Raw genomic sequence first — 26,891 nt, forward strand, 5'->3', positions numbered from 1 at the left:
GGTGCTCAGGCGCGGGCGCGGAGGATGTCGATGTTGCCCCAGTTGGTGCGGGCGTGGATCTTCACGGTGTCCTCGGTGTGCTCCGGCGCCCCGGCGGAGGCGAGCGCGTTGCGCACCTGGCCGTGACTGGAGCTGACGTCGAGCCAGGCGGCGGTGCCCTCGCGGACGCCGATCTCGATGGAGCCGATGGAGGACTCCAACTGGACCTCGCCGCGCGCCACTTCGGCGACCCGCAGCGGACCGTTGGCCGTGGTGCCGGTGACGGACCCCTCGGCGCTCCCGATGTCGATGCCGCCGTTGGCGCCGCTCACGCGCAGGTCGCCGGTGACGGCGGCGAGGACCGTGGTGCCGTTGGAATTCTTCAGGACGGCCGGGCCGTCGATGGTGCCGACGCGGATGCTGCCGCTGCTGCTGGTGATCTCGGCGGCGCCGTCGACCCGGTCCACGGTGACCGAGCCGTGCGACACGGTCAGCTTCAGCGGGCCGGTGGCGTCGAGGCGGACGTCACCCATGGACGTCTTCACCCGGACCTCGCCCAGGCGCCCCTCCCCGAGCACCTGGGTCAGGGAACCGGTGACCTCGGCGGAGGAGCCCGCGGGCAGGTACACCGTCACGTCGACCAGGCCGGAGGGGCCGATCAGCAGGCGCTCCCGCGTCCGGACGGTCAGGGCACCGGAGGCGAAGCCGACGTCGGTCTGCTCGGCGGCCCGTACGTCCTTGTCGCGCTTCGGGTCGCGGGGCGCGACCTCGACCACGGTGTCCGTGCGGTCGCCCGCGGCGAACCGGACGGAACCGGCGCCGATGTGCGCGGTGACCGCGATGGGCTCAGGGGTGTCGAAAGTAGGCATGGCTGTCCCGTCCTCTTGGCTCGTCAGGTCGTCCCCGCAGGTCGGGGGCGTGAAAGGGGTGAGAAGTGGAGCGGTGGCGCGGGTGCGGCCAGCGGTGTGGCCAGCGGTGTGGCTAGCGCACCCAGCCCGTGAAGCTCTGGCCGATCGTGCGGGTCTTCTCCGCCGGGCGCGGCCGGGTGCCGCCGTCGACCGCGGCCGAGACGGCGCGCACCAGCCAGGCATTGACCGACAGGCCCTCGCGGCCCGCGGCCTCCTCGGCGCGCGCCTTGAGGTGCGCCGGGAGCCGGAGGTTCACGCGGGCGGTGCCGCCCTCGTCGGCCTCGGGGACCGGCTGGGGTGCGACCGGCTCGGCCGCTTCCGCCGGGGCGGGCTCGGCCGGTGGCGTGGTGACGACGAACTCGGGGTCCAGACCGCGCAGTCGTACGTCGACCGAGCCGGGGGCCAGCTCGCGGGTGATCTCGTCCATCGCGGCGGAGAGCACGTGGAGCATGGTCAGGCGGGTCGCCGACTCCAGCGGTGCGGTCAGCCGCTCGGCCAGCTCGCGCGCCTCCTCGCCACCGGCCTCGGCGGCCACCGCGAGTTCCCGGCGGAGGGTGTCGACATACGGGGTGAGGTCCATGGCATTAGCTTGGCACCATTGTGGCGCCATGGCAACCCCTATTGGCACCACATGGCACCGAGTGGCGTCATGTGGCGCCAAGCGCGATGCCGCGAGGGTGCCGCCGGGATGCCGTCGGGCCGTCGCGGGGCCCGCCCGAAAAGCACCCGTAGCTGTGGATCACGCCGAACGTATGCTCTGGGAATGACGACTTCCGCGACCCCCGGAACCGGCCCCACCGAGAACTCCATGCGTCGCGCCCTCAAACGTGCCCGTGACGGTGTCGCGCTCGACGTCTCCGAGGCGGCGGTGCTGCTCCAGGCCCGCGGCGAGGCCCTCGCGGACCTCACCTCCTCCGCGGCACGGGTACGGGACGCGGGGCTCGACGCGGCGGGGCGGCCCGGAGTCATCACGTACTCGAAAAGCGTCTTCATCCCGCTGACCCGGCTGTGCCGCGACAAGTGCCACTACTGCACCTTCGTCACCGTCCCCGGCAAGCTGCGCCGCGCGGGACACGGGATGTTCATGTCGCCGGACGAGGTGCTGGACATCGCCCGCAAGGGTGCCGCGCTCGGCTGCAAGGAAGCCCTCATCACCCTCGGCGACAAGCCCGAGGACCGCTGGCCCGAGGCGCGCGAGTGGCTGGACGCGCACGGCTACGACGACACGATCGCCTACGTACGCGCCATCTCCATCCGCATCCTGGAGGAGACCGGCCTGCTGCCCCACCTCAACCCCGGCGTCATGAGCTGGACCGACTTCCAGCGGCTCAAGCCGGTCGCGCCGAGCATGGGCATGATGCTGGAGACCACCGCCGAGCGCCTCTGGTCCGAGCCCGGCGGCCCGCACTACGGCTCCCCGGACAAGGAACCGGCCGTACGGCTGCGGGTGTTGGAGGACGCCGGGCGTTCCTCCGTCCCCTTCACCTCCGGACTCCTCATCGGCATCGGGGAGACCTACGAGGAGCGCGCGGAGTCCCTGTTCGCTCTCCGGAAGGTCTCCCGCGCCTACCACGGCGTCCAGGAGCTGATCATCCAGAACTTCCGCGCCAAGCCGGACACCGCGATGCGCGGCATGCCGGACGCCGAACTGGACGAGCTGATCGCCACCGTCGCCGTAGCCCGGCACATCATGGGTCCGTCCGCCTGCCTCCAGGCCCCGCCCAACCTCGTCGACAGCGAGTACGAGCGGCTGATCGGCGCGGGCATCGACGACTGGGGCGGGGTCTCGCCGCTCACCATCGACCACGTCAACCCCGAGCGCCCCTGGCCGCAGATCGAGGAGCTGACCGAGCGGTCGCGTACGGCGGGCTTCGAGCTGCGTGAACGGCTTTGCGTGTACCCGGAGTTCGTCCGTAGGGGAGAACCCTGGCTCGACCCCCGGCTGCGCCCGCACGTCGCCGCCCTGGCCGACCCGGAGACCGGCCTCGCCCGGCCCGGCGTACTCCCGAAGGGCCTGCCCTGGCAGGAGCCGGAGGAGGTCTTCACCGCCACCGGCCGCACCGACCTGCACGCCTCCATCGACACCGAGGGCCGCACCTCCGACCGGCGCGACGACTTCGACGAGGTGTACGGCGACTGGGCCGAACTCCGCGAGGCCGCCGCCCCCGGCATGGTCCCCGAGCGCATCGACACCGACGTCCGCGAAGCCCTGCGCACGGCGGCCGACGACCCGACGAAGCTCACGGACGCCGAGGCTCTGGCGCTGTTCCACGCGGACGGCCGCGCACTGGACGCGCTGTGCCAAGTGGCCGACGACGTACGCAAGTCGGTGGTCGGCGACGACGTGACGTACATCGTCACGCGCAACATCAACTTCACCAACGTCTGCTACACCGGCTGCCGTTTCTGCGCCTTCGCCCAGCGGCGCACCGACGCCGACGCCTACACCCTCTCCCTGGACCAGGTCGCGGACCGGGCCCAGCAGGCCTGGGACGTGGGCGCGGTGGAGGTCTGCATGCAGGGCGGCATCCACCCGGACCTGCCCGGCACGGCGTACTTCGACATCGCGAAGGCGGTCAAGGAACGCGTCCCCGGCATGCATGTGCACGCCTTCTCCCCGATGGAGGTCGTCAACGGGGCTACCCGTACCGGCATGTCCATCCGGGAGTGGCTGACGGCGGCCAAGGAGGCGGGCCTCGACTCCATCCCCGGCACGGCGGCGGAGATCCTGGACGACGAGGTCCGCTGGGTGCTGACCAAGGGCAAGCTGCCGACGGCGACGTGGACCGAGGTGATCACCACGGCGCACGAGCTGGGCATCCGCTCGTCCTCCACGATGATGTACGGCCATGTGGACCAGCCCCGGCACTGGCTCGGCCACCTGCGCACGCTGGCCGGAATCCAGGAACGGACGGGCGGCTTCACGGAGTTCGTGACCCTCCCCTTCATCCACACCAACGCCCCGGTGTACTTGGCGGGTATCGCGCGCCCGGGTCCTTCCATGCGGGACAACCGAGCGGTGACGGCGATGGCGAGGCTCCTGCTCCACGGCCTGATCCCCAACATCCAGACCAGCTGGGTCAAGCTCGGCACCGAGGGCGCGGCCGAGATGCTGCGCTCCGGCGCGAACGACGTCGGCGGCACGCTGATGGAGGAGACGATCTCCCGGATGGCGGGCTCGTCGTACGGCTCGTACAAGTCGGTGCGCGACCTGGAGGCGGTCGCGGAGGCGGCGGGACGGCCCGCGAAACCGCGCACCACCCTCTACGGCGAGGTGCCCGAGGAGCGGGTCTCGGCGGCCCACGCCTCGGACGGGCACCTGCCGGAGCTGCTGCCCCTCGTGGACTGAGTACGATGATCCGACCCCGGATCTGAGAAGGGGCCCCACAGCGGAGGAGATGCGTACCCGTGGCTGCCCTACTGCCCTCGTGGGCCTGGGTCTCCGGACTGACGGTCGCGGCGACCGCCGCAGTCGTCGCCCTCGCCGTCCAGGCCGACCACGGCCCGCGCCCCGCGGCCCAGGCGGCCCACGCCCGCCCCACGGCCTCGGCCTCCCCGACCCCGTCCACCGCCCCGACCCCCTCCGGCCCACCCGCCCTGCCGGAGGCGTCGGGCGTGGGCCGGAGGATCGTCTACTCGGTCGGGACGCACCGGGTGTGGCTGGTGGACGCGACGGGGCAGTCGTCCCGGACGTTCCTGGTGTGGCCGGGGACGCTGGACCCGCAGCCGGGCCGCTACTCGATCATCAAGCGGAGGGAAGCCACGACCGGCTCGGACGGCGTGCAGGTGGAGCACATCGTGTACTTCACGGCCGTCTCCGGCGTGAACATAGGCTTCTCCAACGCCCTCGACGGCTCCTCCCCACCCCCCGCGAACGGCGCCCAAACCGGCGGCATCCGCCTCCACAAGGAGGACGGAGCGGCAGTGTGGTCCTTCGGGGACCTGGGGACCAAGGTGTCGGTGGTCGAGTAGCGGGGCATGGAACCCTGCCTGGGCGGAGCCGAGATCGTCTTCTGACCTGAGGAACTCCTGATCCCGCCCACCCCGCATGGTGCCCGTGCTCAGGGAGGCATGTGATGTCGCAGACCGACTCGGCGTTCACTGACCTGCTCGCCGACACACACCACTCGGCTGTCCATCTGGAGATGCGCGACTCCTACGGGATCGGGGAGGAGGCGGCCGAGTTCGAGAGGTGGCGGTCAGGGTGGCGGCCCGACCCGGACCGGGCCACCTGGTGGAACGACTTCCACACCTGGGTCCGCGACGCCACGGGACGGGGCGTCGTGTTCCGCCGGGCCCGCATCGTGTCCGAGCCGGTGAGCCCGTACATCCACTACGAACACGGCTGCACCTTCCAGAACGTGGCGGCCGGAGAGCTGATCCGGTGGCTCCCGCGCCGCCGGGCATCGGACATCGCACTTCCCGGGAACGACTTCTGGCTCTTCGACGGCACTCTGGTCATGTGGAACCACTTCACCGGCGAGGGGGGTTCCGCCGGGCCGGAGCTGGACGCACGCCCCGAGGTGGCCGAGCTGTGCGGGGCCGCGTTCGAAGCCGTTTGGGAGCGGGCGACACCGCACGAGGACTACGAGATCCAGTAAGCCTGTCTGCCCACGCCCCGCGTCCTCGTCCTCAAGCGACGAACAGGCTCCGTTCGGGCAATCAGTGGCTGCTAGGTGGTGTACTCCAACTCGCTTCTTGCCGCCTCGCGCAGGGCGGGGGCGAGGTCGTCCAGGTTGAGCTTGTCGAGGTGTTGGTGCAGGGCTTGGCGGGCCTCGGACAGCTGGTCGGTCAGGGTGGGCCCGGTGATGTCGCCGGGCAGGATGACGCGCCGGAACGCGGGGTTCTTGATGGCCTCCGCGACCAGCTTCTCCGCCAGCCACAGGAGCGTGCGCTCGCGGATCGCGAACGTCAAATGGACGCTGTTCCCGGTCTCGTCGGGGACGTGCGGGTTGTGCACCCACCCCCTCGGCAGAAGGAGGGACTGTCCGGCCCGGAGGTCGATCACCACTTCCGGCCCGGCGGCCTCCCAGGCGGGGACGTACTGCGGCTGCCAGACACGCCACGATTCGCCGTACTCCCGCATGGGCGCCTCGACCGCAGGACGCCAGAGCGGCCACCGCTTCGTGCCGGCGATCTGCACGATCACGGCCAGCTGCTGATCCCAGTGATGACGCAGACCCTGCTCGCCCGCAGGCGTGAGGAAGGCGTGTACGTAGTTCGAGAATCCGGTCTCCTGCTGGATTCCCTGCGACAGAGCGGCCATGTACGGGATGACGCGTTGGAGGTTCCCGAGCCGGATCGTGTGGCCGGTGCCGTACAGCTCGCGCAGCCTGGCGGCATCCACTCGGCCGTCGGTCAGGTACGAGTTCTGGTTCAGCGAGGGGCCGGGCGCCTTCATGACCGCGATCTCCGGGGCGGGCACGCAACCCGCGAAGGCGTAGTCCCCGAGGAAGGCTTCGGTGACCGTCTCGTCGAACACCGTCTGATCGCGGTCGTAGACGCGCGGCTCGTCCGGCTAGTCGCGCAGGAGGTCGGTCACGCCGTCGTCGGGCAGTAGGAGACGCAGCGACACGGTGGGTGTCCTCTCGTACTACGTGGGCGGGAGGGGGCAGGGAATTTCGGGGTGGAAGTGGTTCGGGCAGCACACCACGGACAGCGAGAAGACGGCCCCGGCGGGCGTGTAGTACACCCAGGACACGTCGACACCACGAGGCAGTACGTCGGCGGCGTACTCCAGCTTGAAGTCGAGGCCCCCGTAGGCCCGACTGCCGTCAGGGTGGGTGAAGGGCGGGTCCGCCGCGTAGTGCTTGGTCATCCAGGCCAGGACGATGCCGACGTCGGTCCATGTGCGGTCGGCCACGGTCTGGTCCCGCTTCAGGAACCAGTGACCGGACATCAGAGGCGGCACGCTGCCACCGGCGAACTCGGCGGCGGCCTCACGGTACCGGTCGAGAGCCGCCTGCTCCTTCTTGTCCTCCGGATTCGCGATCAGGGGCGGGCCGTTGGGGTGGGCCGGTCTCCGGCCGCCTTCCTTCGCGTACACAGCCGGAGATCCGATCCAGGGGCCGTACCCGTGCCAATGCCCTGACCAGCTCATGTGCGCCCTTCTGGAGGGTGGGCCGCCCCGCGGCGCGGGACGGCCCGCCTTGTACGTGGTGGGGAGAGCGGGGACGGATCAGAGCGTGAGTCCGCGCCGGGCGGCGTAGCCGAGGACGAACGCGTCCAGCTCCGCCCCGGTGAAGCGGACCTCCTTGCCCGCGCCCTCCGGCTTGGAGTCCGCCAGCACGAACGCCGACTCCTCACCGGGGAGCTGCGCGAGCTCGACGCACGTCTCGTTCTCGCCGCCGAGGTTGCCGCCGCAGAACTTCTGGAACTCGGCGCCCTCGGTGGGGAGGGCGTAGAGGTTACGGTCCATGGGAGTGGTCCTCCTCGTGCGACTGCTGTGCGGGGATTCGGTCTCCGCGCCGTGACGCACCTCGGTCGCATTCCGTGGTGGTCCGATGACGCTACGGACAGGAGGAGTTCGAGGGCCACGATGTTGCACGCTTTTGCAGATTCTCACCCGGAGTGAGGACGGGCGGAGAGGATGAGCCGCCGGGCCCCAGGGCCGTAGACGGCCATTCCGGCGAGCCGTTCGAACGCGCGAAGGTAGGTGCTGATCTCGCTCGGCCGCGAGATGGCGAGGTCCGCGGAGAGCGTCTCGACCTGCACTTCCTCGGCCCCGAAAATCAGGAACCCTTCGAGGGTCCACATCGTGCGGGGTGTGCCGCGCGGGATGATCCCGATCGACACGTTCGGCAGGGACATCGCGGCCAGGATGGCGTCGAGCTGGCCGGTCATGACCTCCGCCCCGCCCCAGGGGTGGTGCAGCACGTCTTCCTCGAAGAGGAAGGCGAAGCGTCGGCTCCCGTCGTAGAGAACGCGAGACCGCTCGACGCGGGCTGCGGCGGCCTCTGAGGCGTCGTTGCACACGTCCTCGAAGTCCGCGATGGCCGACATGAGGGCCTCGGCGTACGGCTGCGTCTGGAGCAGGCCGGGGACGACGTTCGAGACGTAGACGCGCGTGTGCCGGGTCCGCTGGTAGAGCGGTACGTCATCCCTCTGTCGGCGCTTGAGGCCGTCGCGGTGAACGCGCCTCCACTCCCGGTACATCGAGTCCGCGGTGCGCGAGGCAGCGATCAGGTCGGCGACCTCGGTCTGTGCGTCGCATGCCCGGCACCAGGCATGAATGTCGGTGTCGGACGGGCGGGTCAGATTCCGCTCGATCCGGGACGCCTTCGACGTGCTCCAGCCGCAGAGCTGCGCCAGGGCTGTGGCCGTCAGTCCGGCGTCCCGGCGGAGTTCTCCAAGTCGGTCGGCTATGGCTTTGCGGGCAGCCTGCTCGCTGGACAGCTGGGGCCGGGGCATCGTTCTACGTCCACTGAGGCGCTCGGTCAGACCTTGAACTCGTGGTGTTCGAGTCCTCGCCTCCACACGTCATCGAAGGCTGAGGCACACAGGTGCGCGATGGCAGGATCGTCGCTCATCTCCGGCTCGACCGCGTCGCCGTCGCCCGCGAAGTGGTTGAAGCGCACGACGCGGCCGTCGATCAGCCAGAAGTCATTCGCTGGCACCGCGATACCGAGGGCCTGGCGGCGCGGGAGCCAGCGAACGCCTTCCCCTGCTTCGAGGTTCAGGGGAGTGAGCGCGTGCTCGTACCGGATGTACTCGGTGACGGGCTCGGACACGATGCGGGCGCGACGCACGATCACGCCCCGCGCCACGGTGCGTCGGACGAGGTCGAGCCAGTCGGCGAGGGTGCGGCGGCCGTCCTCCAGGTCCCACGCTCCGGAGCGCCAGAGGGCCACGTCTTCAGCCTCCTCGGCCACGGCGTACGTGTCCCGCATCTCCAGGTGAAGAGCTGACGAGGCGGCGGAGTCGAGCAGTTCCTCGAAGCTAGGAAGCTTCGGCGTCATCGAGTGCCCTCCTGATGATCTCGGCCATGCGGTACGGGAGGCGGACGATACCCTCCGTGTCCGGCCGGGGGCTGTCCTGGGCGCAGCGCTCCGCCGTCACCTCGTCCGGGAGCCACCCTTGGACGAGGATTTCCTGCTTCTCGTCATCGACCCACACGGCCGGGCAGTTGCCGCCACCCGTGTTGGGGTCGATACCGACGAACCGTAGGGCCATGAGCGTGGCTCCTTCGAGACGCTTGCACGGTTTGCGCGGAAACGCGCAGGGAGAGCTTCCCATCACGGCCAACGCCCCTCAACCGATTCACGGAAGAAGGGCGTTGGCTGAGCCGCATCGGCCGACGCGGGTTACCGCGTCCACGCCGTTCCACAAGCGCCGGGTCATCCAGGCCAGGGTGACGCCGACACCGGTCCATGTCCGGTCAGCCGCAGCCGGGTTATTCGGCCAGACGGAATTGAGTGTGAGACGTCGCCCGCTGCCACACCGCCTCGAAGGCCGCCCCGCAAAGCTTTGCCAGCTCGGGTTCCTCGATGGCCTCCATGTCCATGGTCTCGCCCTCGCCGTCGAAGTGATTGACGACGACGAGACGGGAGTCGAACAGCCAGAAGTCGTTGCCGGGAAGGCTGATGTCCGTCGCCATGCGCCGTGAAAGCCAGCGCACTTCCTCCCCGGCCGCGATGTTCAGGCCATCCGTGACGGCGTGCTCGAAGCGGACGTACTCGCTCACCGGCGTGGACACGATCCGAGCCCGGCGCACCCTGACGCCGCGCTCGGTCGCGCTCGTGACGATGGCGTGCCAGTCGGCCCAACGCTCAGCCGGGTCGAGATCCACGCCCGCCTGCCAGTCGGTGAAGGCAGGGTCAGCCTTCATGTAGGCGTCACGCATCTCCAGGTGGACGGCAGTCCGCCGACAGTCGCGGAACAGCTCCTTGAACGTCGGGCACTCCGGCACGCTTCTCCACCTCCAAGAAGTCGGTTCTTACCGCTCGTTGCGGTCCGGCAAGTGGTTGATGATCAGGGCGATTCCGCTGAGCAGGAAGACGCGGGTTGCCGCGTCCACGCCGTTCCAGGTCTTCGACTGCCACATGGCGAACCACTCGCCGCCTATGGCGATGAACCCGGCCCCGAAGAGCAGGATCAGCATCAGCAGGCCGTACGTGGAGAAGCGGCGGGCGCGGGCGTTGTCGCGGCGGGTCCACAGCCAGGTGCCCCAGACTAGTACGGCGGCTGCCACCGTCTCCCACGCGATGATCGCCACGTACGCGGTGTCCTGGAGCGTGGTGCTGGTGATCGCCCGCCACATCAGGTGGTCGTCCTTGAACGTGGTGTCCATCGCCAGCACATGCCTCACGTACTGCTGGTTCGTCCCGAAGTCGGTGATGTTGCCTACGGCGACGAGGGCGATGTACAGCGCGAGCACGCCGGTGAGCACGGTGGCGGCAAGCGCCAGCCCCGAGCGGGCGGCACGGGTGGAGTCGGCGGGGGCCGCAGATTCGGTCATGGTCATGACCCAAATACTTCCCGACCCACGCCGAGGAGGAACGCCTTTCAGACGCGGGGCACCGCGTGGCTCAGGAAGGAGGTCCACGTGTCGGTGGAGACGGTCAGTTGGACGCCGTCGGTGGTTTTGGAGTCCCGGATGTGGATGTGGTCGGGGGTGAGGGCGACTTCGACGCAGTCCGGTCCGTCGTTGCTGCTGTAGCTGCTCTTGAACCAGCTCAGGGAGACCTCGACGCAGTCGGGCTCGTTCGACCCGCTGTAGCTGCTCTTGAACCACACCAAGCCAGTCATGTCACGCTCCGTGGAGTGAGTGGATGAACTCCGTCCAGGTGGTGGCCGGGACGGCGAGCTGAGGGCCGTTCTGGGTCTTGGAGTCACGGATGTGGATCTCAGTGGGGGTCAGGGCGACTTCGACGCAAGAGGGCCCGTCGTTGCTGCTGTAGCTGCTCTTGAACCACGTCAGCGCGGAAGTCATGTTTGGTCTCCCAGTAGTTTTTCGATGCGGGCTCGCGACTCCATGGGTGGGAGGGCCTGCGCCCGGATCATGCCATAGCGCATCTCCAAGATGTGCACCTCTTTCGGGTCGCTGATCAGACGGCTGAGCAGCTGGACCTCAAGGTGGCCGAGCGTTTTGCCGTCCCTGAGCTTCAACAGGCGGAACTGCCCAGCCATGCCCGCGTGTTCCTGCTTGTCGGTAGGCATCATCTGGATCGTGACGTGCCGCAGCTTGCTCATCTCCAGGAGGTGTTCCAACTGTCGGCGTAGCACCGCCCCTCCGCCGATCGGTCGCTCCAGCGCGGCCTGCTCCAGCACGAAGGTGATCTCCGGATGGGGCATCCGCTCGAATACCGACTTCCTCGCCATGCGGGCCGCGACCAGCCGTTCGATCTCCTCCTCCGTGTAGGTGGGCCGCCGCATGGCGTACAGCGCGTGGGCGTACTCCGGCGTCTGCAAGAGGCCGTCGATGTACAGGGCGGTGTAGGACCCCAACTCCGTGGACTCGTCCTCGATCTTCTTCAGGTCTCGTACGTTCTTCGGGTACCGAGCCCGCTCCACGTCCGCCTTCATCGCGGACACCTTGCCGCCCGCCCCCACGACCTCGTCCGTGCGGTCCAGGAAGTCCGGCTTGGGGACGCGGCGGCCGCGTTCGACCGAGGACACCATCTCCTCCCCGTAGCCGATGGCCGCGCCCAACTCCACTTGGCGTAGACCCGCCGCTTCCCGCCACGCCTTGATCTGCCGACCGACCGCCCTGAGTACGGCCTCGGCCTCCTCGTCCTCCACCCGTGCCCCTCTCCGCCTCGTACCAGCCGTACCGCTGCTTCGGCCACCCGTACAGTCACCCTGCGTACCGTGGCTGTAACTGTTCAGGGTAGGGACAGGCGGCCACGCTGGGTGACATGAATCCGAAATCACAGTTGCGGGTGCAGCTGTCCGCGACCAGGCGGGGTGCCCGGCTCGCCCGGCTGCTCACCGAGCGCCAACTGGACGAGTGGGGCCTGCCCTTCGAGGCGGTGACGCAGGTCGTGGCGGAGCTGGCGGCCAATGCCGTGCTGCACGGCAGGGTCCCCGGGCGGGACTTCCGGCTGGAGTTGCGGCGGGAGGACGATGGCACGCTCCGTGTCGAGGTGACGGACGCGCGGGGGGAGCGGCGCCCCCGGATGCCGGAAGCGTCCACCGAACTGACCGAACAGGGGCGGGGGTTGTGCATCGTCTCCGCCTACGCCCACCGCTGGGGCGTGGTCGACGCGCCCGCCGGAGCCAAGACCGTGTGGGCGGAGTTCGTGACCGGAATTGGTCCGGAGGAGATCGTTCGGCGCGCCGATCAGACCGTTCCGGGTCCATTACAGTGCTGACCGTCGTGCGGGCGGGCGGGTGGTGCGAGGAGGGCTGGATGGGTGCGGCGAGCGGCGCCGTCTGGGGTCGTGCCGAGCAGCAGGACTTCCGCGGCCGGGTGCGCGGGACCCTGCTGGGCGCCGCGATCGGGGACGCCCTCGGCGCACCGGTCGACTCGCTGGACCTGGACGCGATCCGTACCGCGCACGGCCCCGAGGGCCTCACCGACCTCGCGCCCGGCCAGGGCAGACGCGGCACCGTCTCCCACCACACCCAGCTCACCCTCTTCACCGTGGACGGCCTGATCCGCGCCCAGGTCCGCCGCGACACCGGCGCCTGGCACCCGCCGACCGATCTGCACCGGGCGTACCTGCGCTGGGCGGCCACCCAGCGGGACTGGGGCCCGGACGAGCGCCGCGCGGAGGACGGCTGGCTCGCCCGCGAGGAGTGGCTGTACGCCCGCCGGAGCCCCACCCGGGCCCTGCTGCTGGGGCTCGGCAACGACGTGATGGGCACGCTGGAACGCCCCAAGAACCCCGGCGAGGCGGGCCCGGAGGCCGTCGCCCGCTCGGCACCCTTCGGCCTGCTGGTCGGCTGGGAGCCCCAACTCGTCGTCCAACTGGCGCTGGAGTGCGCCGCCCAGACCCACGGCCACCCGGTGGCGGTCCTCTCGGCGGGGGCGTACGCCGTCATCGTGCACGCCCTCGCGCGCGGCGAGAGCCTGGACGGCGCCGTACAGACCACCCTCGCCCTGCTGGCCGCCCGCCCCGGCCACGAACCCGTCACCGGAGCCCTCCAGCGCGCGCTGGGCGCCGTACGACAGGGGCTGCCGAGCCCGGCGCGGGTCGCGGAACTGGTGGGCGAGGGCACGGCGGACGGGCTGCTCTCCGCCGCCGTGTACTGCGCGCTGGTCGGCGAGGACGTACGCCACGGCCTCTGCCTCGCCGTCAACCAGCCCGGCCCCTCCGCCGCCGCGGGCGCCCTCACCGGCGGCCTCCTCGGCGCCCTGCACGGCGAGACGTCCCTGCCCCCGGCCTGGCTCCCGGAGCTGGAGGGCCGCCCCACCATCCTCGAACTCGCCGACGACTTCGCCATGGAGATGACCCAGGGCCCGTCCCTCCACAGCCCGGCCGGCTCCGCACCCGGCTGGCTGGCCCGCTACCCGCGCGCCTGAGGACCGGGCCGCCCCACCACGTCGTCCCCCGCGGGCCCCGGCGCCGGTACCACCCCCACACCCCCGCCGTCCGAGTTGACCCGGTCGATGACCGCCAGCCGCTCCGGGGTGTCCTCCGGCTTGATCCAGCCGACGGCGATGTACAGCACCAGGGACACCGCGAGCGGGACCGACACCTGGTACTGGAGGGGGACCCCTCCGGACACCTGCCAGTTCAGCGGGTAGTTGACCAGCCAGAAGGACAGTAGGCCCGCCGCCCACGCGGTCAGCGCCGCCGTCGGGCCCGAGCGGCGGAACGGGCGGAGCAGGCCCAGCATCATCGGGATGGCGATCGGGCCCATCAGCCCGGCCACCCACTTGATGACCACCGTGATGATGTCCTTGAACGCGGGGGAGTCCACCTGGGTCGCCACCGCCATCGACAGGCCGAGGAAGACCACCGTCGTCACCCGCGCCGCCAGCAGCCCGGCCCGCTCGCCCCACCCCCGCGCCCGCCGCGACAGCACCGGCGCCACGTCCCGCGTGAACACCGCCGCGATGGCGTTCGCGTCGGACGAGCACATCGCCATGGTGTGGGAGAAGAAGCCGACGACGACCAGGCCCAACAGGCCGTGGGGGAGGAGCTGTTCGGTCATCAGGGCGTACGCGTCCGAGCCGTCCGGCTTCTGCGCGTGGACCAGCAGCGGGGCCATCCACATCGGGAAGAACAGCACCACCGGCCACACCAGCCACAGCAGCGCCGAGAGCCGGGCCGACCGCTCGGCCTCGCGGGGCGAACGAGTCGCCATGTACCGCTGCGCCTGGTTGAGCATCCCGCCGTTGTACTCGAACAGCTTGATGAACAGGAACGCCAGCAGGAACACCGTCCCGTACGGCCCCGCCAGCGGCTCCCCATGACCGCGCAGCGCGGGCTCGTCGAAGGCGCCGAACACCCCGATGTGCCGGTCACCCAGCTTCAGCACCACTGCGACGAACATCGCCACCCCGGCCAGCAACTGGATGACGAACTGCCCGAGTTCGGTCAGCGCGTCCGCCCACAGCCCGCCGATCGTGCAGTACACGGCGGTCACCGCGCCGGTGATCAGGATGCCCTGGTTCAGCGAGGCCCCGGTGAAGACCGACAGCAGCGTGGCGATCGCCGCCCACTTCGCGCCCACGTCCACGATCTTCAGCAGCATCCCGGACCAGGCCAGCGCCTGCTGGGTGGTGAGGTCGTACCGGTTCTTCAGGTACTCCAGCGGCGAGGAGACCCCCAGCCGCGACCGCAGCCGGTTGATGCGCGGCGCGAACAGCCTGGAGCCGATGGCGATGCCCAGCGCGATCGGGAACGACCAGGTCACGTACGAGGTGACCCCGTAGGTGTAGGCGATGCCCGCGTACCCGGTGAACATCACCGCGCTGTAGCCCGACATGTGGTGCGAGATGCCGGACAGCCACCACGGCATCCGGCCCCCGGCGGTGAAGAAGTCCCCCACGTCGTCCACGCGCCGGTGCGACCAGAAGCCGATCGCCACCATCACGCCGAAGTAGCCGATCAGCACCGCCCAGTCGAGACCGTTCATGTCTGCCCTCCCAGGGTCCGGCCACCGGCGTCAGCCAGTCAGGCATGTGAACTCTGGGTTTGAACATGGACGCGCGGCAAGGAACCGTCGAGTCAAGGGGAGGTAAAATCGTTCGGTTCTCTGACTCTGGTTCAGATACGTGAACGGATGCGACGACTACTTCAGCTCGTCCGGGCAGGGCGTCCCGCGCGGCAGCTGGTAGGGCGCCGCCAGGTGGTACGTGCCCGCCTTCGGCGCCAGCAGCACCGTCCAGCGGTCGCCCGCCGCGTCCACCGGGGTCTCCCGCAGACAGCCGTTGACGTTGACGAACGACTTCGGGGAACCCTCCGGGCGCTGCTTCGACTCGTCGGTCTCCTGCGGCGCCGACAGGCTCTTGCCTCGCTCGTCCACCACGCTCAGCCACGGCGAGTACGGCACCCGGACCAGAATCCGCCCCGGCTCCCGCACGTCCAGCGTCATCTCGCCCTGCTCCGCCCGCCGGACGACCGCGTTCGGCTCGGCCAGCGGCGCCGGGTCCGTCACCCGGTACAGCTGCCAGTTGGAGTCGCTCCAGATCCGGTCCAGGTACGGCATCCCGCGCAGCACCAGCTCCCGCTCGCGCACCCCGCCGTCGCCGTCCGGGTCGTCCACCCTCGGCAGCACCACGTACCGGATGGCCCACCGCTGGAGCCACTCGTGATAGTTCGCCGAGTTGAGCGTGTCGTCGTAGAAGAGCGGGTTGCGCTCCATGTCGGCCTGGCGGTTCCAGCCGCGCGCCAGGTTCACGTACGGCGCCAGCGCGGACGCCTCCCGGTGGGAGCGGACCGGGATGACCTCCACCCGGCCCTTCTCCGCGTCCGCCCGCTGCAACTGGTGCACCAGCGGCGCCAGCTCACGCGCCCAGGACGCGGCCGGGGTCGTGTGCACCACGTCGTCCACCGACTTGAAGCCGATCCAGCCCACGAACCCGGCCAGCGCCAGCACCGTCACGTACCAGCGGCGCGAACGAGGGGCCGTGAACGGCAGCGCGGCCACCAGGGCCACCCCCGCGAACAGCATCGGCAACCGCGAGATGTTCGAGCCGATCTGTGAACTGATCAGCCACACCAGGACCACGCTCAGGCTGTACACACCCGCCGTGAGCCGGACCGTGACCCACTCCTTGGGCACCAGGAACAGGCACAGCAGCCCGTACAGCAGCGGCATGATCACCGAGCCGAACGTCATCGGCTGCGTGCCGGAGAACGGGAACAGCCACGCCGACGCGGCCACCACCACCGCGGGCGCCAGCCCCAGCGCGTACGCGCCCGGCCGCCGCTTCTGCAGGAACAGCGCGACCGCGACCAGCCCCACGAAGAGCCCCGCCACCGGCGACCCCATCGTGGCCAGCGCGGCCAGCGGCGCCGCCGTCAGCGCCTTCGCCCAGCGCTTGTACCGCCCCCGGTACGGCCAGCGGAACCCCACCGCCACCGCGCCCGCCGCGAACAGCCCCGCGAGCGCGTACGCCACCCACCCGACGGCCCCGCCGAGCAGCGCGAAGATCCCGGCGAGCGCGGCCAGGGGCGCGGCGGCCACCGGCGTCGCCCAGCGCGCGTACCGGCCCTCGTAGGGCCAGCAGAACACCGTCGCCACCGCGCACAGCGCGAACAGCATGCCGAGCCCGAACGTCACCCGGCCCGACACCGCGTTGCCGAACAGCGCGAACACCCCGGCCAGCGCCGCCATCAGCGGATTGCGCACCACCCGGCTGCGCACCAGGATCAGGGTCAGCAGGGCCGCCGAGCCGGTACCGGCGATCATCATCGTGGTCCGCACCCCGAGCACGGACATCAGATACGGCGAGACCACGCTGTACGACACCGGGTGCATGCCGCCGTACCAGGCCAGGTTGTACGCCGAGTCCGGGTGCCGTCCGACGAACTCCGCCCACGCGTCCTGCGCCGCGAGGTCGCCGCCGCTGTTGGCGAACGTGAAGAACCAGATGATGTGCAGGACGCCCGCGAGCAGGGTCACCGAGAGCACGGGGTGCTCGCGCACGCGGGCGCGCAGGGTGCTCAGGCCGCTCTCGTGGGGCGGGCCGGGTATCCGGGGGTCGGACGCCGGGTCCGGCTCGGCGTTCTCGGCGCGCTTCGGCTCGGTTGTCGCCACGTCAGGCACTCCCCGTGTCCCGTCTTCCGTTCTCGGCCCCCTGCGCGGCCGGGGTGCGGTCACCGGTGACCTGCCCCGTTTCGTGACGCTAGCACGCACCCCGCCGCCCGGCTCCCGTGGTGGGAGCGCGGACGGCGGGGTGCGGATACGGCGGGTGGGGCCGGGGTCGGTACGGGGGTCAGCCGAGGCGGGTCAGCTTGGCTCCGAGGCCCGGCTCGGCCAGGTCCGCGCGGAGCGCTACCGGCACCTTCACGGCACCGGCCGAGGAGCCGTCACCCACGGTCAGCGAGCCGACCTCGGTACCGGCCTTCGCGGTGTGCGGGATCGTGCCCGAGGTGAAGGACAGCTTGACCTTCAGGCCCGCCCAGCCGGCCGCCTTCACGTCCTCGGTGACCTCGACCGGGGTCTCGCCGCCCAGGCCGTCGTCCACGTACCCGACGACCGTGCCCTTCTTCAGCACCGTCTCCTGCTTCAGCGCGCCCTGCCCGGCCCGGATCAGCGCGTCGCTGCTGTCCATGGCGGCACTGAGGATGCTGTTGTCCCGCTTGCTCGGCGGCTGCCGCAGCACCGCGCCGATGATCATCCGGGTCTCGCCGCCGACGTCCTGCTTCGCGGCGAAGACCAGGTTGCCGAGCGCGGAGGTGGTGGTGCCGGTCTTGATGCCGACGACGTTGTTGTGCCCGACGAGCTGGTTCCAGTTGGAGTGGTACGTGCCCTTGTAGTCGGTGTACGACATCATCGCCGCGACCTCACGGAACGCGGGCTGCGTCATCGCCGCCTTGGCCAGCTTCACCTGGTCCACGGCCGTGCTCACGGTGGAGTTCGTCAGACCCGAGGGGTCGGTGTACGTCGTCCCGCTCATGCCGAGGCCCTTGGCGGCGGCGTTCATCTTCGCCACGAACGCCTTCTCCGACCCTGCGTCCCAGCGGGCGAGCAGGCGCGCCACGTTGTTCGCGGACGCGATCAGCACACCCTCCAGCGCCTCCCGCTGGGTGATCTTGTCACCCTCGGTCACGTCGACGGTCGACTCCTGGCCCGCCTTCGACTGGGCCTGCGCGGCCTTGTCGATCTTGATCTCCGGGCCCTCGGCGCCGCTCTTCAGCGGGTGGTCGCGCAGGATCAGGTACGCGGTCATCACCTTCGCCACACTGGCGATCGGCACGGGCTTGCCCGAGCCCGACGAGCCGAACGAGCCGATGCCCTGCACGTCCATCGCGCCCTGGCCGTCGGCCGGCCACGGGATGTCCGGCTTGCCGCCCTCGAAGGTGTAGCTGTCCTTCGCGGTCAGGGCCAGCGTGGGCTGCGGCAGCGTGCGCAGCGCCTGGACCACGCCCAGGATCACCACCAGCAGGAGCACCAGCGGCGTCCAGATCTTCACCCGGCGCACCAGCGTGCGTACGTGCGTCTCCGGCGGCGGAGGCGTGTTCGTCAGCTCCGCCAGCAGGTCCAGCGGGGGCCGCGGCGGCAGCGGCTGCTGCGTCGTCCGCTCCGGCCCGACCTGCGGCACCGCCCGCGTCTCCTCGACGCGTGCCTGCGACGCCTTGAGGTCGGGCTTCAACGCCACGAACTTGCTGGTCCGCTCCGCCTCTTGCTCGGCGGGAGCGGGCTTGGCCTTGCCGCCGACCTTGAGCATCGTCGTCGGCTGGTCCACCTCCGGCTTCTTGGCGGTGGGCGCCTTGAGAGCGGTGGTGGGGGTGTCCACGGGCTTCTTGGCGTCGGCCTCGGGGGCCTTGGCGTCGGGCGCGGGGGCGTCGTCGGGCTTGGCGTCGGCCTTGGGGGCGGTGTCCTCGTCGGCGTCCTCGGTGTTGTCCTCGGCGTCCGGGAGGGGGGTGGCCTTGGGTGCGGCCTTGTCCTCGTCCTCGTCCTCGGGCGCGGGCTCGGAGTCGTCCTCGGCGGCGGGCGCGGGTGCGTCCGTCTCGGCGTCCTCGGTCTCGTCCGCCGCATCCGGGAGGGCGGTGGCCTTGGGAGCGGCCTCGTCCTCGTCCTCGGGCGCGGACTTGGAGTCGTCCTCGTCCTCAGCCTCGGCGTCGTCCTCCCCGGCGCCCGTAGCGGGCTCGGAGGCGCCCTCAGGGGCGTCCTCGTCGTCCTCGGCCGGGTCGGCCTCCTCCGGGGCCTCGGACGCGCCGTCAGCGGCGTCCGTGGCGTCGTCCTCGCGCGAGTCCTTGAACGTGTCGTCAGGTACGTCGGCGGCGCTCTTGGCGTCCTCCGCGTCCTCGGAGCCGTCCTCGGAGCCGTCCTCGGTGTCGTCCTCGGCGGTGCCGGAACCTTCCTCCGCCGCGTCCTCCGCGTCCTCCGCGTCCGAACCCTCCGACGACTCCCCGGCCTTGGCCGTATCGGCCCCCTTGCCGGAACCCGCAGAGCCGTCCTTCGCCGGGTCGCCGGAGGTGCGGACCCACGCCGAGACGGCCTCGCGGAGTTCCTCGTCCTCCACGGGACCCGTCGGGTCAGCGGCAGAGGTCACCCCGGCTGAACCCACGGACTCGGATTCTCGGGCGGCCGGCACCGAACTCCCGCTCCCCGACGTCGGTTCCACTGACGCCTCGTGCTGCTTCGACCTGTCGGGGGACTCGCCCGCCACCGATGCCTCCTCCATGCGCCGCACGCGCACTCGCGCGCCCTGTCCGAACCATGTACCAGTGTCCTGTGTGGGAGTTCGCCCTTAGTGGCAGACGAGAACGACATACCTGCCGGTTCCCCCATGAACCGGGCACGCGCTCTCGACAGATGAATGTGAGAGGCGTCACCCTGTCATTCATCCACGCGGGGAGGCATGGATGGCCAGGAGCCGCAGAACACTTCCGGAAGAGCTTCTGATGCTCGCACTGGACCCGGCCACGGGTACCACTGCGCAGCCGCAGTCGCTCGACCTCGGTCTGGCCGGTGCGCAGCTAGTGGAGCTGGCGCTGGCCGGACGGATAGCCCCAGACGGGGATCGTATCGCCGTGGTGGTGCCACGGCCGACAGGAGATCCAACTCTGGACTGCGCGTTGGAGCTGCTGCGAAGGCGCGGCGCTCCGGTACGGGCCGTCCATTGGATAGGCGGGCCCCGGCTGGGCCTGCGCCAGACCTATCTGTCGCACCTGGAGAGGTGCGGCATGGTGGCCGCCGTACCGGGCCAGATGTGCGGCGTACTGCCGACCACGCGGTACCAGGCGACGGACACCAGCATCAGCCGGGAGATCCGCGGGAGGCTCGACTCCGCGATCCGCACCGGCGTACCACCGGACCCACGGACCGCCGCGCTCGCCGCGCTGGCCCACGCGGTCGGCCTGGGCAAGCACCTGTACCCGGGGAACGAGGGACGCTCGTCCCGCTCCCGGCTCAGGGACCTGATCCGGCACGACCCGATGGGCGGCCTGGTCGCGCACGCCGTGATGGACGTGCAGAACGGTGTGGGCGCCCAGTCGCGGCGCGGTCAGGCCCCCGCCGGGCGGCAGCCCGGACCGGGCGCCGGGGAACCCGCGCGCGGGGTCCCGATGCAGCCGCATCACGGCTCGATGGCCCGCGCGGCGGCACACTGAGCGGCCCGGCCGGGGGCGATCCCCCTGAGCCGCGGAGGAGTTGACGGGCGGGACGGGCGGACCACGAGGTCCCCCGCCCCGCTCCGCCGCTTGTGCCTATACCAGGCCGCCGACCGGTCCGTACCCCGAACTACCGGGTAGGCGCCGCATATCCGACGTTTCCCAGCGGTAGAAACCCCCTTGGTGGCAGTCTGCTCAACAGCAGATACACAAAGTGTCAGATACAGGCAGCCAGCCGGAGGTGCGCGTCCCGTGGCGTCCAATGTCAATCCCACCGTCAGGCGGCGCCGACTGGGCCAGGAGCTGCGCAAGCTCCGTGAGCTCAAGGGCATGACGGCCGAAGAGGTCGCCGACCGCCTGCTGGTGTCGCAGTCGAAGATCAGCAGGCTCGAGAACGGCCGCCGCAGCATCAGCCAGCGCGACGTCCGCGATCTGTGCGGGGTGTACGAGGTCGAGGATCAGAGGGTGGTCGACTCACTGATGGAGATGGCCCGCGACTCCCGCCAGCAGGGCTGGTGGCACACGTTCGGCGACATCCCGTACAGCGTCTACATCGGCCTGGAGTCGGCCGCGCAGTCGCTGCGCGTGTACGAACCCCAGTTGGTGACCGGCCTGTTGCAGACCCACGCGTACGCGGAGGCGCTGGTGCGGGGCGCGCTGCCGGAGACCTCGACCGCCGAGATCGACAAGCGCGTCAAGGTCCGGATGCGCAGGCAGGACCGGGTCACCGACGAGAGCAACCCGCTGCGCCTGTGGGTGGTCCTGGACGAGGCCGCGCTGCACCGGGTCGTCGGCAGCAAGCTCATCATGCGCGAGCAGCTGGAGCATCTGATCGAGCTGTCCCAGCTCCCGCACGTCACCGTGCAGGTGCTCCCCTTCGAGGTCGGCGCGCATCCGGGGCTCAACGGCCAGTACGCCATCCTGGAGTTCGCCGACGCGGCCGACTCCAGCGTGGTCTACCTGGAAGGCGTCACCAGCGACCTCTACCTGGAAAAGGGGCCGGACGTGCAGCAGTACGCCGTGATGTACGAGCACCTGCGGGCCCAGGCGCTCCCGGTGGAGCAGTCCCAGCGGTTCATCCAGGACGCGGCCAAGAAGTTCGCCCAGTAGGGCCCCGACAGGTGGGGCGAGGGATCGTACACCGTCGCCCCACCCCCGTGACGGCTCGCTTGGAATATGCCACCCGCTTGAGTGAACGGCCCCTGCGAGCAGAGCGGTTGGGCGCTAGCGTCGATCACGCCAATCGCTCGCATGGGTTGGCGCGAACCGCACCACCGCAACTCGCAACAGGAGTGGACATGGCACTGATTCAGGGCGCTACGGAGACGTGGATGAAGTCCTCCTATTCCGCGGGCAACGGCGCCTGCGTCGAGGTCAAGTCGCCGACCGTCGCCGAACTCGCCGTACGCGACTCCAAGGACCTCGAGGGTCCCGTCCTGGCCTTCCCCGCCACGGCGTGGACCGCCTTCGTGACCTCGGTCAAGGCGTAGGGCTCCGGCCCCGGTCCCACCGCGTAGAAGCACGTGACCGCTGCTTCGACGATCACAACAGCACACGCATCACCCGTGAAGCCCCCTCGACCGGTCGCCGTCCTTGCCGAGGGGGCTTCATCCATGCCGGTCGGGTGGCGTCAGCCGAGCTGCGCCTCGATGGCCGTCACGACCTCCGCCGACTCCGGCTCGGTCTGCGGGGCGAAGCGGGCGACCACCTGGCCGTCGCGGCCGATCAGGAACTTCTCGAAGTTCCAGCGGATGTCGCCGGTGTGGCCCTCGGCGTCGGCGAAGCCGGTGAGGCGCTCGTAGAGGGGGTGGCGGGCGTCGCCGTTCACGTCGACCTTCTCGGTGAGCGGGAAGGTCACGCCGTACGTCGCCGAGCAGAACTCCGCGATCTCGTCGGCGGAGCCGGGCTCCTGGCCCATGAACTGGTTGCACGGCACGCCGAGCACGGTGAAGCCCTGCCCGCCGAACCGCTCCTGGAGCCGCTCCAGGCCGGTGTACTGCGGGGTCAGCCCGCACTTGGAGGCCACGTTCACGACGAGCACGGCCTGCCCGGCGTACCGGGCCAGCTCGGCGGAACCACCCTGGAGGGCGCCGATCTCGGTGTCGAGGGGAGAAGAGGTGTTGTCGCTGGTCGTCATGCGGGCAGCCTAGGCCCCGGCCGCCCGGCCTCCACCAGGACCTCCCCGGCCGCTGTGCGCGAGTACAGCACCGAGCGGCCCGCGCGGCGGCGGGTGATCAGGCCGGACTCGCGCAGCACCTTCAGATGGCGGCCGACCGAGCCGAGCGTCTGGCCGGTCAGCGCGGTGAGCTGGGTGGTGCTCAAGGGGGACTCCAGCAGGGTGAGCACGCTCGCGCGGGCCGGGCCCAGCAGCGCGCCCAGACTCGCGGACACCGGACGCTCGGGCTGCCCGGCGAGGGCCCCGGCGCACGGGTAGACCAGCGCGTACCGCTCCCGCTCCTCCCACGCCACCCAGCCCTGCCGCTGCGGGGTCACCGGGACGAGGACGAGTTCGGCGCCGGAGATCTCGCGGGGCGGGTAGGTCTGCCGGTTGACCTGGAACCGGCTCTCCCCGAGCCACCGCGTCCCCGGCCGCAGCGAGTCCAGCACCCCGGCCCAGCCGCCGCGCCCCATCCGCGCGGTCCGCGCCAGCACGTCCGCCTCCAGCACCCGTCTCCGCCGCTCCCAGTACGGCCGTACCGTCTCCTCCCACACCCACTCCAGCAGCACGGCCGCCCGCTCGGGCAGGTCGTCCCGCTCCAGCACGGGGGGCAGCGGGCCCGTGAGGGAGAGCAGCAGGTGGGCGCGGGCGTCGGCGGGGCGGGCGGCCCGGACCCGGCCCACCTCCTCGGCGAAGGTCTCGCCGTCACGCGGGGCGGGGGTGAGGAAGTCGGCGATCCAGTCCCGGCCGAGCCCGGCGCGGATCAGGCGCGCGGTGACCGGGTCCTCCGCCAACCGGGCCTGATAGGCGGGGAGATGGGCGCGCAGCCACTCCCGCTCGCCGGGGTGCGTGGGTGTGGCGGCGTGCAGCAGCTTGAGGCCGGCGAAGGTCTCGGCGAGCGGGGAGATCACGAACCGGCTGCGGGCCAGCGTGTCCGCGTCGAGCAGCCACCACCCCATGCCCCACCCCACCTTTCGCCGCCCGGCGAAACAATAACGAGCACCTGGCTGCGCGGCCGAGACTCCCCGCATGCCCAGCTATCGATCCCTGTTCCGCACACCGGAGTTCACCCCTCTCTTCCTCGCCTCCTCCGCGCAGACCGCCGCCCAGACGATGGGCGGACTCGCGCTCGGCACCCTCGTCTACCGGGCCACCGGCTCCCCGCTGCTCTCCGCGCTCAGCATGTTCGGCCCCGCCCTGGCCCAGGTCGTCGGCGCGACCCTCCTGCTCTCCGGCTCCGACCGGCTGCCCCCGCGTACGGCGCTGTCCGCCATCGCGGCGGCCTTCGCGGCGGGCACGGCCTTCCAGGCGGTACCGGGCCTGCCGCCCGGCGTACTCCTCGCCGTGGTCCTCCTGTTGGGCCTGGTGGCCGCGCTGGGCGGCGGCGTCCGCTGGGGTCTGCTGAACGAGATCCTCACCAAGGACGGCTATCTGCCCGGGCGTTCCCTCTTCAACATCATGAACGGCCTGACGCAGACGGCCGGTTACGCCACCGGTGGGCTGCTCCTGACGGTGATTTCCCCACGCGTGTGCCTGCTGCTCGCGGCCGCCCTGTACCTGACCGCCGCCCTGACCCTCCGCCTCGGCCTCACCGCCCGCCCGCCCCGCAGTACCGGCCGCCCCGCCGTGGCGGCGACCTGGCACACCAACGCCGTCCTGTGGTCCGCCCGCCCCCGCCGCCTCACCTACCTGGGCCTGTGGGTGCCCAACGGCCTGGTCGTCGGCTGCGAGTCGCTGTTCGTGTCATACGCCCCCGGCTCGGCGGGCACGCTGTTCGCCTGCGCGGCGGTGGGGATGCTGGTGGGAGACGTGACGGTGGGCCGCCTCCTGCCCCCGGCGGTCCGGGCCCACCTGGCGACACCGCTGCTGCTGGTCCTCGCGGTGCCCTACCTCGCCTTCGCGGCGCACCCTCCGCTGCCGGTGGCCGTCGTGTGCGTGACGGTGGCCTCCGTGGGGTTCGGGGCGAGTCTGGTGCAGCAGGAGCGGCTGATGTCCCTGACCCCGGACGCGCTGTCCGGGCACGCCCTGGGGCTGCACTCGGCGGGCATGCTGACCCTGCAGGGGGTGAGTGCGGGGGTGGCCGGTTCGCTGGCCCAGGTCACCTCTCCGGCGACGGGGATGACGGTGATGGCGGGGGCGTCGGTGGCGGTGACCTGGGGACTGGCGCTGGCGGGGCGGGTACCGGCCCGGAATACGGTCGCCCCGGTGGACGCTGAAGCATGAATGACCGATTCGCCAGAGAATGCCCCGAAGGCGACCGAGATCCGGGCCCGCCTGCAGGCGGAGCGCGCGGCGACCGAGACCCAGATCGATGCCCTGAACAGGGATTTCACCGCGATCGTGGAGGCCAACGCGCTGGTCGCCGTCGATGACGAACACGACCCGGACGGCTCCAGCACCGCATTCGAACGAGCCCACGTCGCCTCCCTCCTCACCCGGGCCCGCACCCACCTGGAGCACCTGGACGACGCCCTGACCCGCCTGGCGGACGGCGGCTACGGCATCTGCGAGATCTGCGGCGCGACGATCCCGGCGGAACGGCTGGAGGTGCGCCCGGCGACGACACGGTGTGTGGGGTGTGCGGGGGCGGCGGGGCCGCGATAGGTGGGGCCTACACGGAAGGGCGCGGGTCTGACACGATCGGCGGGCGTGCGGCTTGCGTGCGCGAGGACAGGGTGGCGGCGGACGCGGGAGCGGTAAGTGCAGGACTCAGAGAGCCGGGTCGTTCCGGCCGAGGTGACAACTGACGTGACCGGTACGGCGGATGCCGACCGTACGGCGAAGCGGGCCGTGACCGTCTTCCCCCTGCTGGTGCTGGCCGCGGGCGCCCTCGGGATGCTGCTGCCGTCGACGTTCGCCGAGGGCAAGGCGGCGGTGCCGTACCTGCTCGGTGTCGTGATGTTCTGCATGGGCCTGACGATGACGTCGGAGGACTTCCAGGGCGTGGTCAAGCGTCCCTGGGCCGTCGCGCTCGGTCTGGTGGCCCATTACGTGATCATGCCGGGCCTCGGCTGGGCGATCGCCGAGCTGCTGGACCTGCCCCCGGCGCTGGCCGTGGGCGTCATCCTGGTCGGCTGCACGCCGAGCGGTACGGCGTCCAACGTGGTGACGTTCCTGGCCAGGGGTGACGTGGCCCTGTCCATGTCGGTGGCGACGGTCTCCACGCTGCTCGCCCCGCTGGTCACCCCGTACCTGGTGCTGCTGCTCGCGGGGCACATGCTGGACGTCGAGGCGGGCCCGATGGTCGTCGACATCCTGAAGACGGTCCTGGTCCCGGTGGTGGCCGGACTCCTGGTCCGGCGCCTGGCCGCGCCCGTGGTCCGCCGCTGCCTCCCCGCCCTGCCCTGGCTGTCGGCCGGGACGGTGGCCGTGATCGTGCTGATCGTGGTGGCCGCGAGCGCCTCCGCCCTGCGGGACGCGGCAGCGATCGTCCTCCTGGCGGTGATCCTCCACAACGCCTTCGGCCTGGCTCTCGGCTATGGAGCCGCCCGCGCCGCCCGGCTGGACCGCCCCGCGAGCCGCGCCATGGCCTTTGAGGTCGGCATGCAGAACTCGGGTCTGGCGGCGTCGCTGGCGGCCTCGTACTTCACGCCGCTGACGGCTCTCCCGGCGGCGGTCTTCTCCGTCTGGCACAACCTGTCGGGCGCGGTGGTGGCGGCCTGGATGAACCGCCGTGCCGGGCTGGACGGTTGACCACCGCCCAGCCCACGGGGGGCTACTTCTTCACCGGGTCCAGGCAGAGCACGAACTTCTCGGCGTCCCACTCCTGCGCGAGAGCGGCCTCGCCGACGGTGCAGGCGTTGACGTCGAAGGTGTCCTTGACGACCTTGAGCACCTTGTAGTTGGCGTCCTTGTCGGTGCAGTCCGTGGTGTCGACCTCGGGGTTGTTCTCGGAGCCGGTGACCCGGACGCAGTCACCCGCCTCCGCGTGCACGGGGGAGTTGAAGACGTACGCGATGCCGAACTTCACGGCCACCGCGGCTATGAGCATGACCACGATGCCGAGGAACTTCTTCAACTTGCCCTGCTTGGCGGGCGCGGCGGGCACAGGCGCGGGCGCCTCCCCGTATGCGGGCTGCTCCTGCGGGAACTGGGGGTCCTTCGGGGCAGCGGGGGGCGTCGGAGCGCTCATCGGCGTTCTTTCTAGGAAAAGTTGAACGAAAGATCGAA

The 26,891-nt window shown here is 70.9% G+C and carries 30 protein-coding genes; 11 read left to right on the top strand and 19 right to left on the bottom strand.

The annotated features are described in order from the left end of the window. Positions 1 to 5: 5 nt before the first annotated feature. Positions 6 to 848 carry a DUF4097 family beta strand repeat-containing protein gene (locus ACI2LY_RS26890; RefSeq protein WP_404709395.1) on the bottom strand — a complete coding sequence of 281 codons (843 nt, stop codon included), beginning with the start codon at positions 846 to 848 and terminating at the stop codon, positions 6 to 8. 112 nt (positions 849 to 960) lie between these two features. After that, the gene (locus ACI2LY_RS26895) at positions 961 to 1,467 is read right to left on the bottom strand and encodes a toxin-antitoxin system HicB family antitoxin (protein WP_404709396.1); all 507 of its coding nucleotides are present in this window, start codon (positions 1,465 to 1,467) and stop codon (positions 961 to 963) included. A gap of 183 nt (positions 1,468 to 1,650) precedes the next feature. On the opposite strand from ACI2LY_RS26895, the gene ACI2LY_RS26900 reads away from it, so the two are divergent. The 3 genes from ACI2LY_RS26900 to ACI2LY_RS26910 all read left to right on the top strand — a co-directional run bounded on the left by ACI2LY_RS26900 (position 1,651) and on the right by ACI2LY_RS26910 (position 5,488). After that, the gene (locus tag ACI2LY_RS26900) at positions 1,651 to 4,236 is read left to right on the top strand and encodes a bifunctional FO biosynthesis protein CofGH (RefSeq protein WP_404709397.1); all 2,586 of its coding nucleotides are present in this window, start codon (positions 1,651 to 1,653) and stop codon (positions 4,234 to 4,236) included. 59 nt (positions 4,237 to 4,295) lie between these two features. After that, positions 4,296 to 4,859: a hypothetical protein gene (locus ACI2LY_RS26905; protein ID WP_404709398.1), complete on the top strand. Its 564-nt coding sequence runs from the start codon at positions 4,296 to 4,298 to the stop codon at positions 4,857 to 4,859. A 104-nt stretch (positions 4,860 to 4,963) separates the two neighbouring features. Continuing rightward, positions 4,964 to 5,488: a DUF6879 family protein gene (locus tag ACI2LY_RS26910; protein ID WP_404709399.1), complete on the top strand. Its 525-nt coding sequence runs from the start codon at positions 4,964 to 4,966 to the stop codon at positions 5,486 to 5,488. 71 nt (positions 5,489 to 5,559) lie between these two features. On the opposite strand, the gene ACI2LY_RS26915 is transcribed toward ACI2LY_RS26910, so the two are convergent. The 11 genes from ACI2LY_RS26915 to ACI2LY_RS26965 all read right to left on the bottom strand — a co-directional run bounded on the left by ACI2LY_RS26915 (position 5,560) and on the right by ACI2LY_RS26965 (position 11,627). Beyond that, entirely contained in the window at positions 5,560 to 6,369 is an 810-nt protein-coding gene (locus ACI2LY_RS26915; protein WP_404709400.1) for a JmjC domain-containing protein, read from the bottom strand. A 111-nt stretch (positions 6,370 to 6,480) separates the two neighbouring features. After that, positions 6,481 to 6,933 (bottom strand): hypothetical protein, encoded by a 453-nt coding sequence (locus ACI2LY_RS26920; RefSeq protein WP_404709401.1) that lies wholly within the window; start codon positions 6,931 to 6,933, stop codon positions 6,481 to 6,483. A 132-nt stretch (positions 6,934 to 7,065) separates the two neighbouring features. Then, positions 7,066 to 7,305, bottom strand: a complete 240-nt coding sequence (locus ACI2LY_RS26925) for a DUF397 domain-containing protein (RefSeq protein ID WP_404709402.1) — start codon at positions 7,303 to 7,305, stop codon at positions 7,066 to 7,068. Between the two features lie 143 nt (positions 7,306 to 7,448). Next, positions 7,449 to 8,297 carry a helix-turn-helix domain-containing protein gene (locus ACI2LY_RS26930; protein WP_404709403.1) on the bottom strand — a complete coding sequence of 283 codons (849 nt, stop codon included), beginning with the start codon at positions 8,295 to 8,297 and terminating at the stop codon, positions 7,449 to 7,451. Between the two features lie 26 nt (positions 8,298 to 8,323). After that, positions 8,324 to 8,845 (bottom strand): DUF6879 family protein, encoded by a 522-nt coding sequence (locus ACI2LY_RS26935; protein ID WP_404709404.1) that lies wholly within the window; start codon positions 8,843 to 8,845, stop codon positions 8,324 to 8,326. Then, positions 8,826 to 9,059: a hypothetical protein gene (locus tag ACI2LY_RS26940; protein WP_399717910.1), complete on the bottom strand. Its 234-nt coding sequence runs from the start codon at positions 9,057 to 9,059 to the stop codon at positions 8,826 to 8,828. The genes ACI2LY_RS26935 and ACI2LY_RS26940 overlap by 20 nt, the downstream gene beginning before the upstream one ends. 220 nt (positions 9,060 to 9,279) lie before the next feature. Next, a complete protein-coding gene (locus ACI2LY_RS26945) occupies positions 9,280 to 9,795 on the bottom strand; it encodes a DUF6879 family protein (RefSeq protein WP_404709405.1) in 516 nt (171 codons plus the stop codon). Between the two features lie 27 nt (positions 9,796 to 9,822). Then, on the bottom strand, positions 9,823 to 10,350 hold the full coding sequence (locus ACI2LY_RS26950; RefSeq protein WP_404709406.1) for a DUF2165 domain-containing protein: 528 nt from the start codon (positions 10,348 to 10,350) through the stop codon (positions 9,823 to 9,825). Positions 10,351 to 10,391: 41 nt separating this feature from the next. Further along, a complete protein-coding gene (locus ACI2LY_RS26955) occupies positions 10,392 to 10,634 on the bottom strand; it encodes a DUF397 domain-containing protein (protein ID WP_404709407.1) in 243 nt (80 codons plus the stop codon). A gap of 1 nt (position 10,635) precedes the next feature. Continuing rightward, a complete protein-coding gene (locus tag ACI2LY_RS26960; protein ID WP_404709408.1) occupies positions 10,636 to 10,818 on the bottom strand; it encodes a DUF397 domain-containing protein in 183 nt (60 codons plus the stop codon). Beyond that, complete coding sequence (locus ACI2LY_RS26965) at positions 10,815 to 11,627, bottom strand: helix-turn-helix domain-containing protein (protein ID WP_404709409.1); 813 nt, start codon at positions 11,625 to 11,627, stop codon at positions 10,815 to 10,817. Before ACI2LY_RS26965 ends, ACI2LY_RS26960 begins: the two co-directional genes overlap by 4 nt. Before the next feature lie 116 nt (positions 11,628 to 11,743). On the opposite strand from ACI2LY_RS26965, the gene ACI2LY_RS26970 reads away from it, so the two are divergent. Next, on the top strand, positions 11,744 to 12,199 hold the full coding sequence (locus ACI2LY_RS26970) for an ATP-binding protein (protein ID WP_404709410.1): 456 nt from the start codon (positions 11,744 to 11,746) through the stop codon (positions 12,197 to 12,199). 38 nt (positions 12,200 to 12,237) lie between these two features. Next, positions 12,238 to 13,353: an ADP-ribosylglycohydrolase family protein gene (locus ACI2LY_RS26975; protein ID WP_404709411.1), complete on the top strand. Its 1,116-nt coding sequence runs from the start codon at positions 12,238 to 12,240 to the stop codon at positions 13,351 to 13,353. Here ACI2LY_RS26975 and ACI2LY_RS26980 read toward each other — a convergent pair. From ACI2LY_RS26980 to ACI2LY_RS26990, 3 genes are all read right to left on the bottom strand, one after another. After that, positions 13,338 to 14,915 carry a sodium:solute symporter family protein gene (locus ACI2LY_RS26980; protein ID WP_404709412.1) on the bottom strand — a complete coding sequence of 526 codons (1,578 nt, stop codon included), beginning with the start codon at positions 14,913 to 14,915 and terminating at the stop codon, positions 13,338 to 13,340. The two genes, ACI2LY_RS26975 and ACI2LY_RS26980, sit on opposite strands and share 16 nt — an antisense overlap. 156 nt (positions 14,916 to 15,071) lie before the next feature. Beyond that, a complete protein-coding gene (locus ACI2LY_RS26985; RefSeq protein WP_404709413.1) occupies positions 15,072 to 17,042 on the bottom strand; it encodes an MFS transporter in 1,971 nt (656 codons plus the stop codon). 178 nt (positions 17,043 to 17,220) lie between these two features. Then, positions 17,221 to 19,635: a D-alanyl-D-alanine carboxypeptidase gene (locus ACI2LY_RS26990; protein WP_404709414.1), complete on the bottom strand. Its 2,415-nt coding sequence runs from the start codon at positions 19,633 to 19,635 to the stop codon at positions 17,221 to 17,223. A gap of 181 nt (positions 19,636 to 19,816) precedes the next feature. On the opposite strand from ACI2LY_RS26990, the gene ACI2LY_RS26995 reads away from it, so the two are divergent. The 3 genes from ACI2LY_RS26995 (at position 19,817) to ACI2LY_RS27005 (ending at position 22,053) form a co-directional block, all read left to right on the top strand. Next, positions 19,817 to 20,563, top strand: coding sequence for a GPP34 family phosphoprotein (locus ACI2LY_RS26995; protein WP_389004993.1), 747 nt, complete (start codon positions 19,817 to 19,819; stop codon positions 20,561 to 20,563). A gap of 252 nt (positions 20,564 to 20,815) precedes the next feature. Next, positions 20,816 to 21,673 (top strand): helix-turn-helix domain-containing protein, encoded by an 858-nt coding sequence (locus ACI2LY_RS27000; RefSeq protein ID WP_404709415.1) that lies wholly within the window; start codon positions 20,816 to 20,818, stop codon positions 21,671 to 21,673. A 188-nt stretch (positions 21,674 to 21,861) separates the two neighbouring features. Next, positions 21,862 to 22,053 (top strand): DUF397 domain-containing protein, encoded by a 192-nt coding sequence (locus ACI2LY_RS27005; protein ID WP_393914010.1) that lies wholly within the window; start codon positions 21,862 to 21,864, stop codon positions 22,051 to 22,053. A gap of 140 nt (positions 22,054 to 22,193) precedes the next feature. On the opposite strand, the gene ACI2LY_RS27010 is transcribed toward ACI2LY_RS27005, so the two are convergent. Together ACI2LY_RS27010 and ACI2LY_RS27015 are read right to left on the bottom strand one after the other, a co-directional pair. Beyond that, positions 22,194 to 22,700 carry a glutathione peroxidase gene (locus ACI2LY_RS27010; RefSeq protein ID WP_404709416.1) on the bottom strand — a complete coding sequence of 169 codons (507 nt, stop codon included), beginning with the start codon at positions 22,698 to 22,700 and terminating at the stop codon, positions 22,194 to 22,196. Beyond that, positions 22,697 to 23,680: a helix-turn-helix domain-containing protein gene (locus ACI2LY_RS27015; RefSeq protein ID WP_404709417.1), complete on the bottom strand. Its 984-nt coding sequence runs from the start codon at positions 23,678 to 23,680 to the stop codon at positions 22,697 to 22,699. The genes ACI2LY_RS27010 and ACI2LY_RS27015 overlap by 4 nt, the downstream gene beginning before the upstream one ends. A 70-nt stretch (positions 23,681 to 23,750) precedes the next feature. Here ACI2LY_RS27015 and ACI2LY_RS27020 point away from each other — a divergent pair, with 70 nt between their 5' ends. From ACI2LY_RS27020 to ACI2LY_RS27030, 3 genes are all read left to right on the top strand, one after another. Next, positions 23,751 to 24,944 (top strand): MFS transporter, encoded by a 1,194-nt coding sequence (locus tag ACI2LY_RS27020; RefSeq protein ID WP_404709418.1) that lies wholly within the window; start codon positions 23,751 to 23,753, stop codon positions 24,942 to 24,944. Beyond that, complete coding sequence (locus tag ACI2LY_RS27025; protein WP_404709419.1) at positions 24,945 to 25,325, top strand: TraR/DksA family transcriptional regulator; 381 nt, start codon at positions 24,945 to 24,947, stop codon at positions 25,323 to 25,325. Between the two features lie 144 nt (positions 25,326 to 25,469). Next, positions 25,470 to 26,414, top strand: coding sequence for a bile acid:sodium symporter family protein (locus ACI2LY_RS27030; protein ID WP_404709420.1), 945 nt, complete (start codon positions 25,470 to 25,472; stop codon positions 26,412 to 26,414). Between the two features lie 22 nt (positions 26,415 to 26,436). Here the strand turns inward: ACI2LY_RS27030 and ACI2LY_RS27035 are convergent, their stop codons facing one another. Continuing rightward, positions 26,437 to 26,853 carry a hypothetical protein gene (locus ACI2LY_RS27035; protein WP_404709421.1) on the bottom strand — a complete coding sequence of 139 codons (417 nt, stop codon included), beginning with the start codon at positions 26,851 to 26,853 and terminating at the stop codon, positions 26,437 to 26,439. Between the last annotated feature and the right edge of the window lie 38 nt (positions 26,854 to 26,891).

Source organism: Streptomyces sp. NPDC002176 (assembly GCF_044903645.1).
GTDB lineage: Bacteria > Actinomycetota > Actinomycetes > Streptomycetales > Streptomycetaceae > Streptomyces.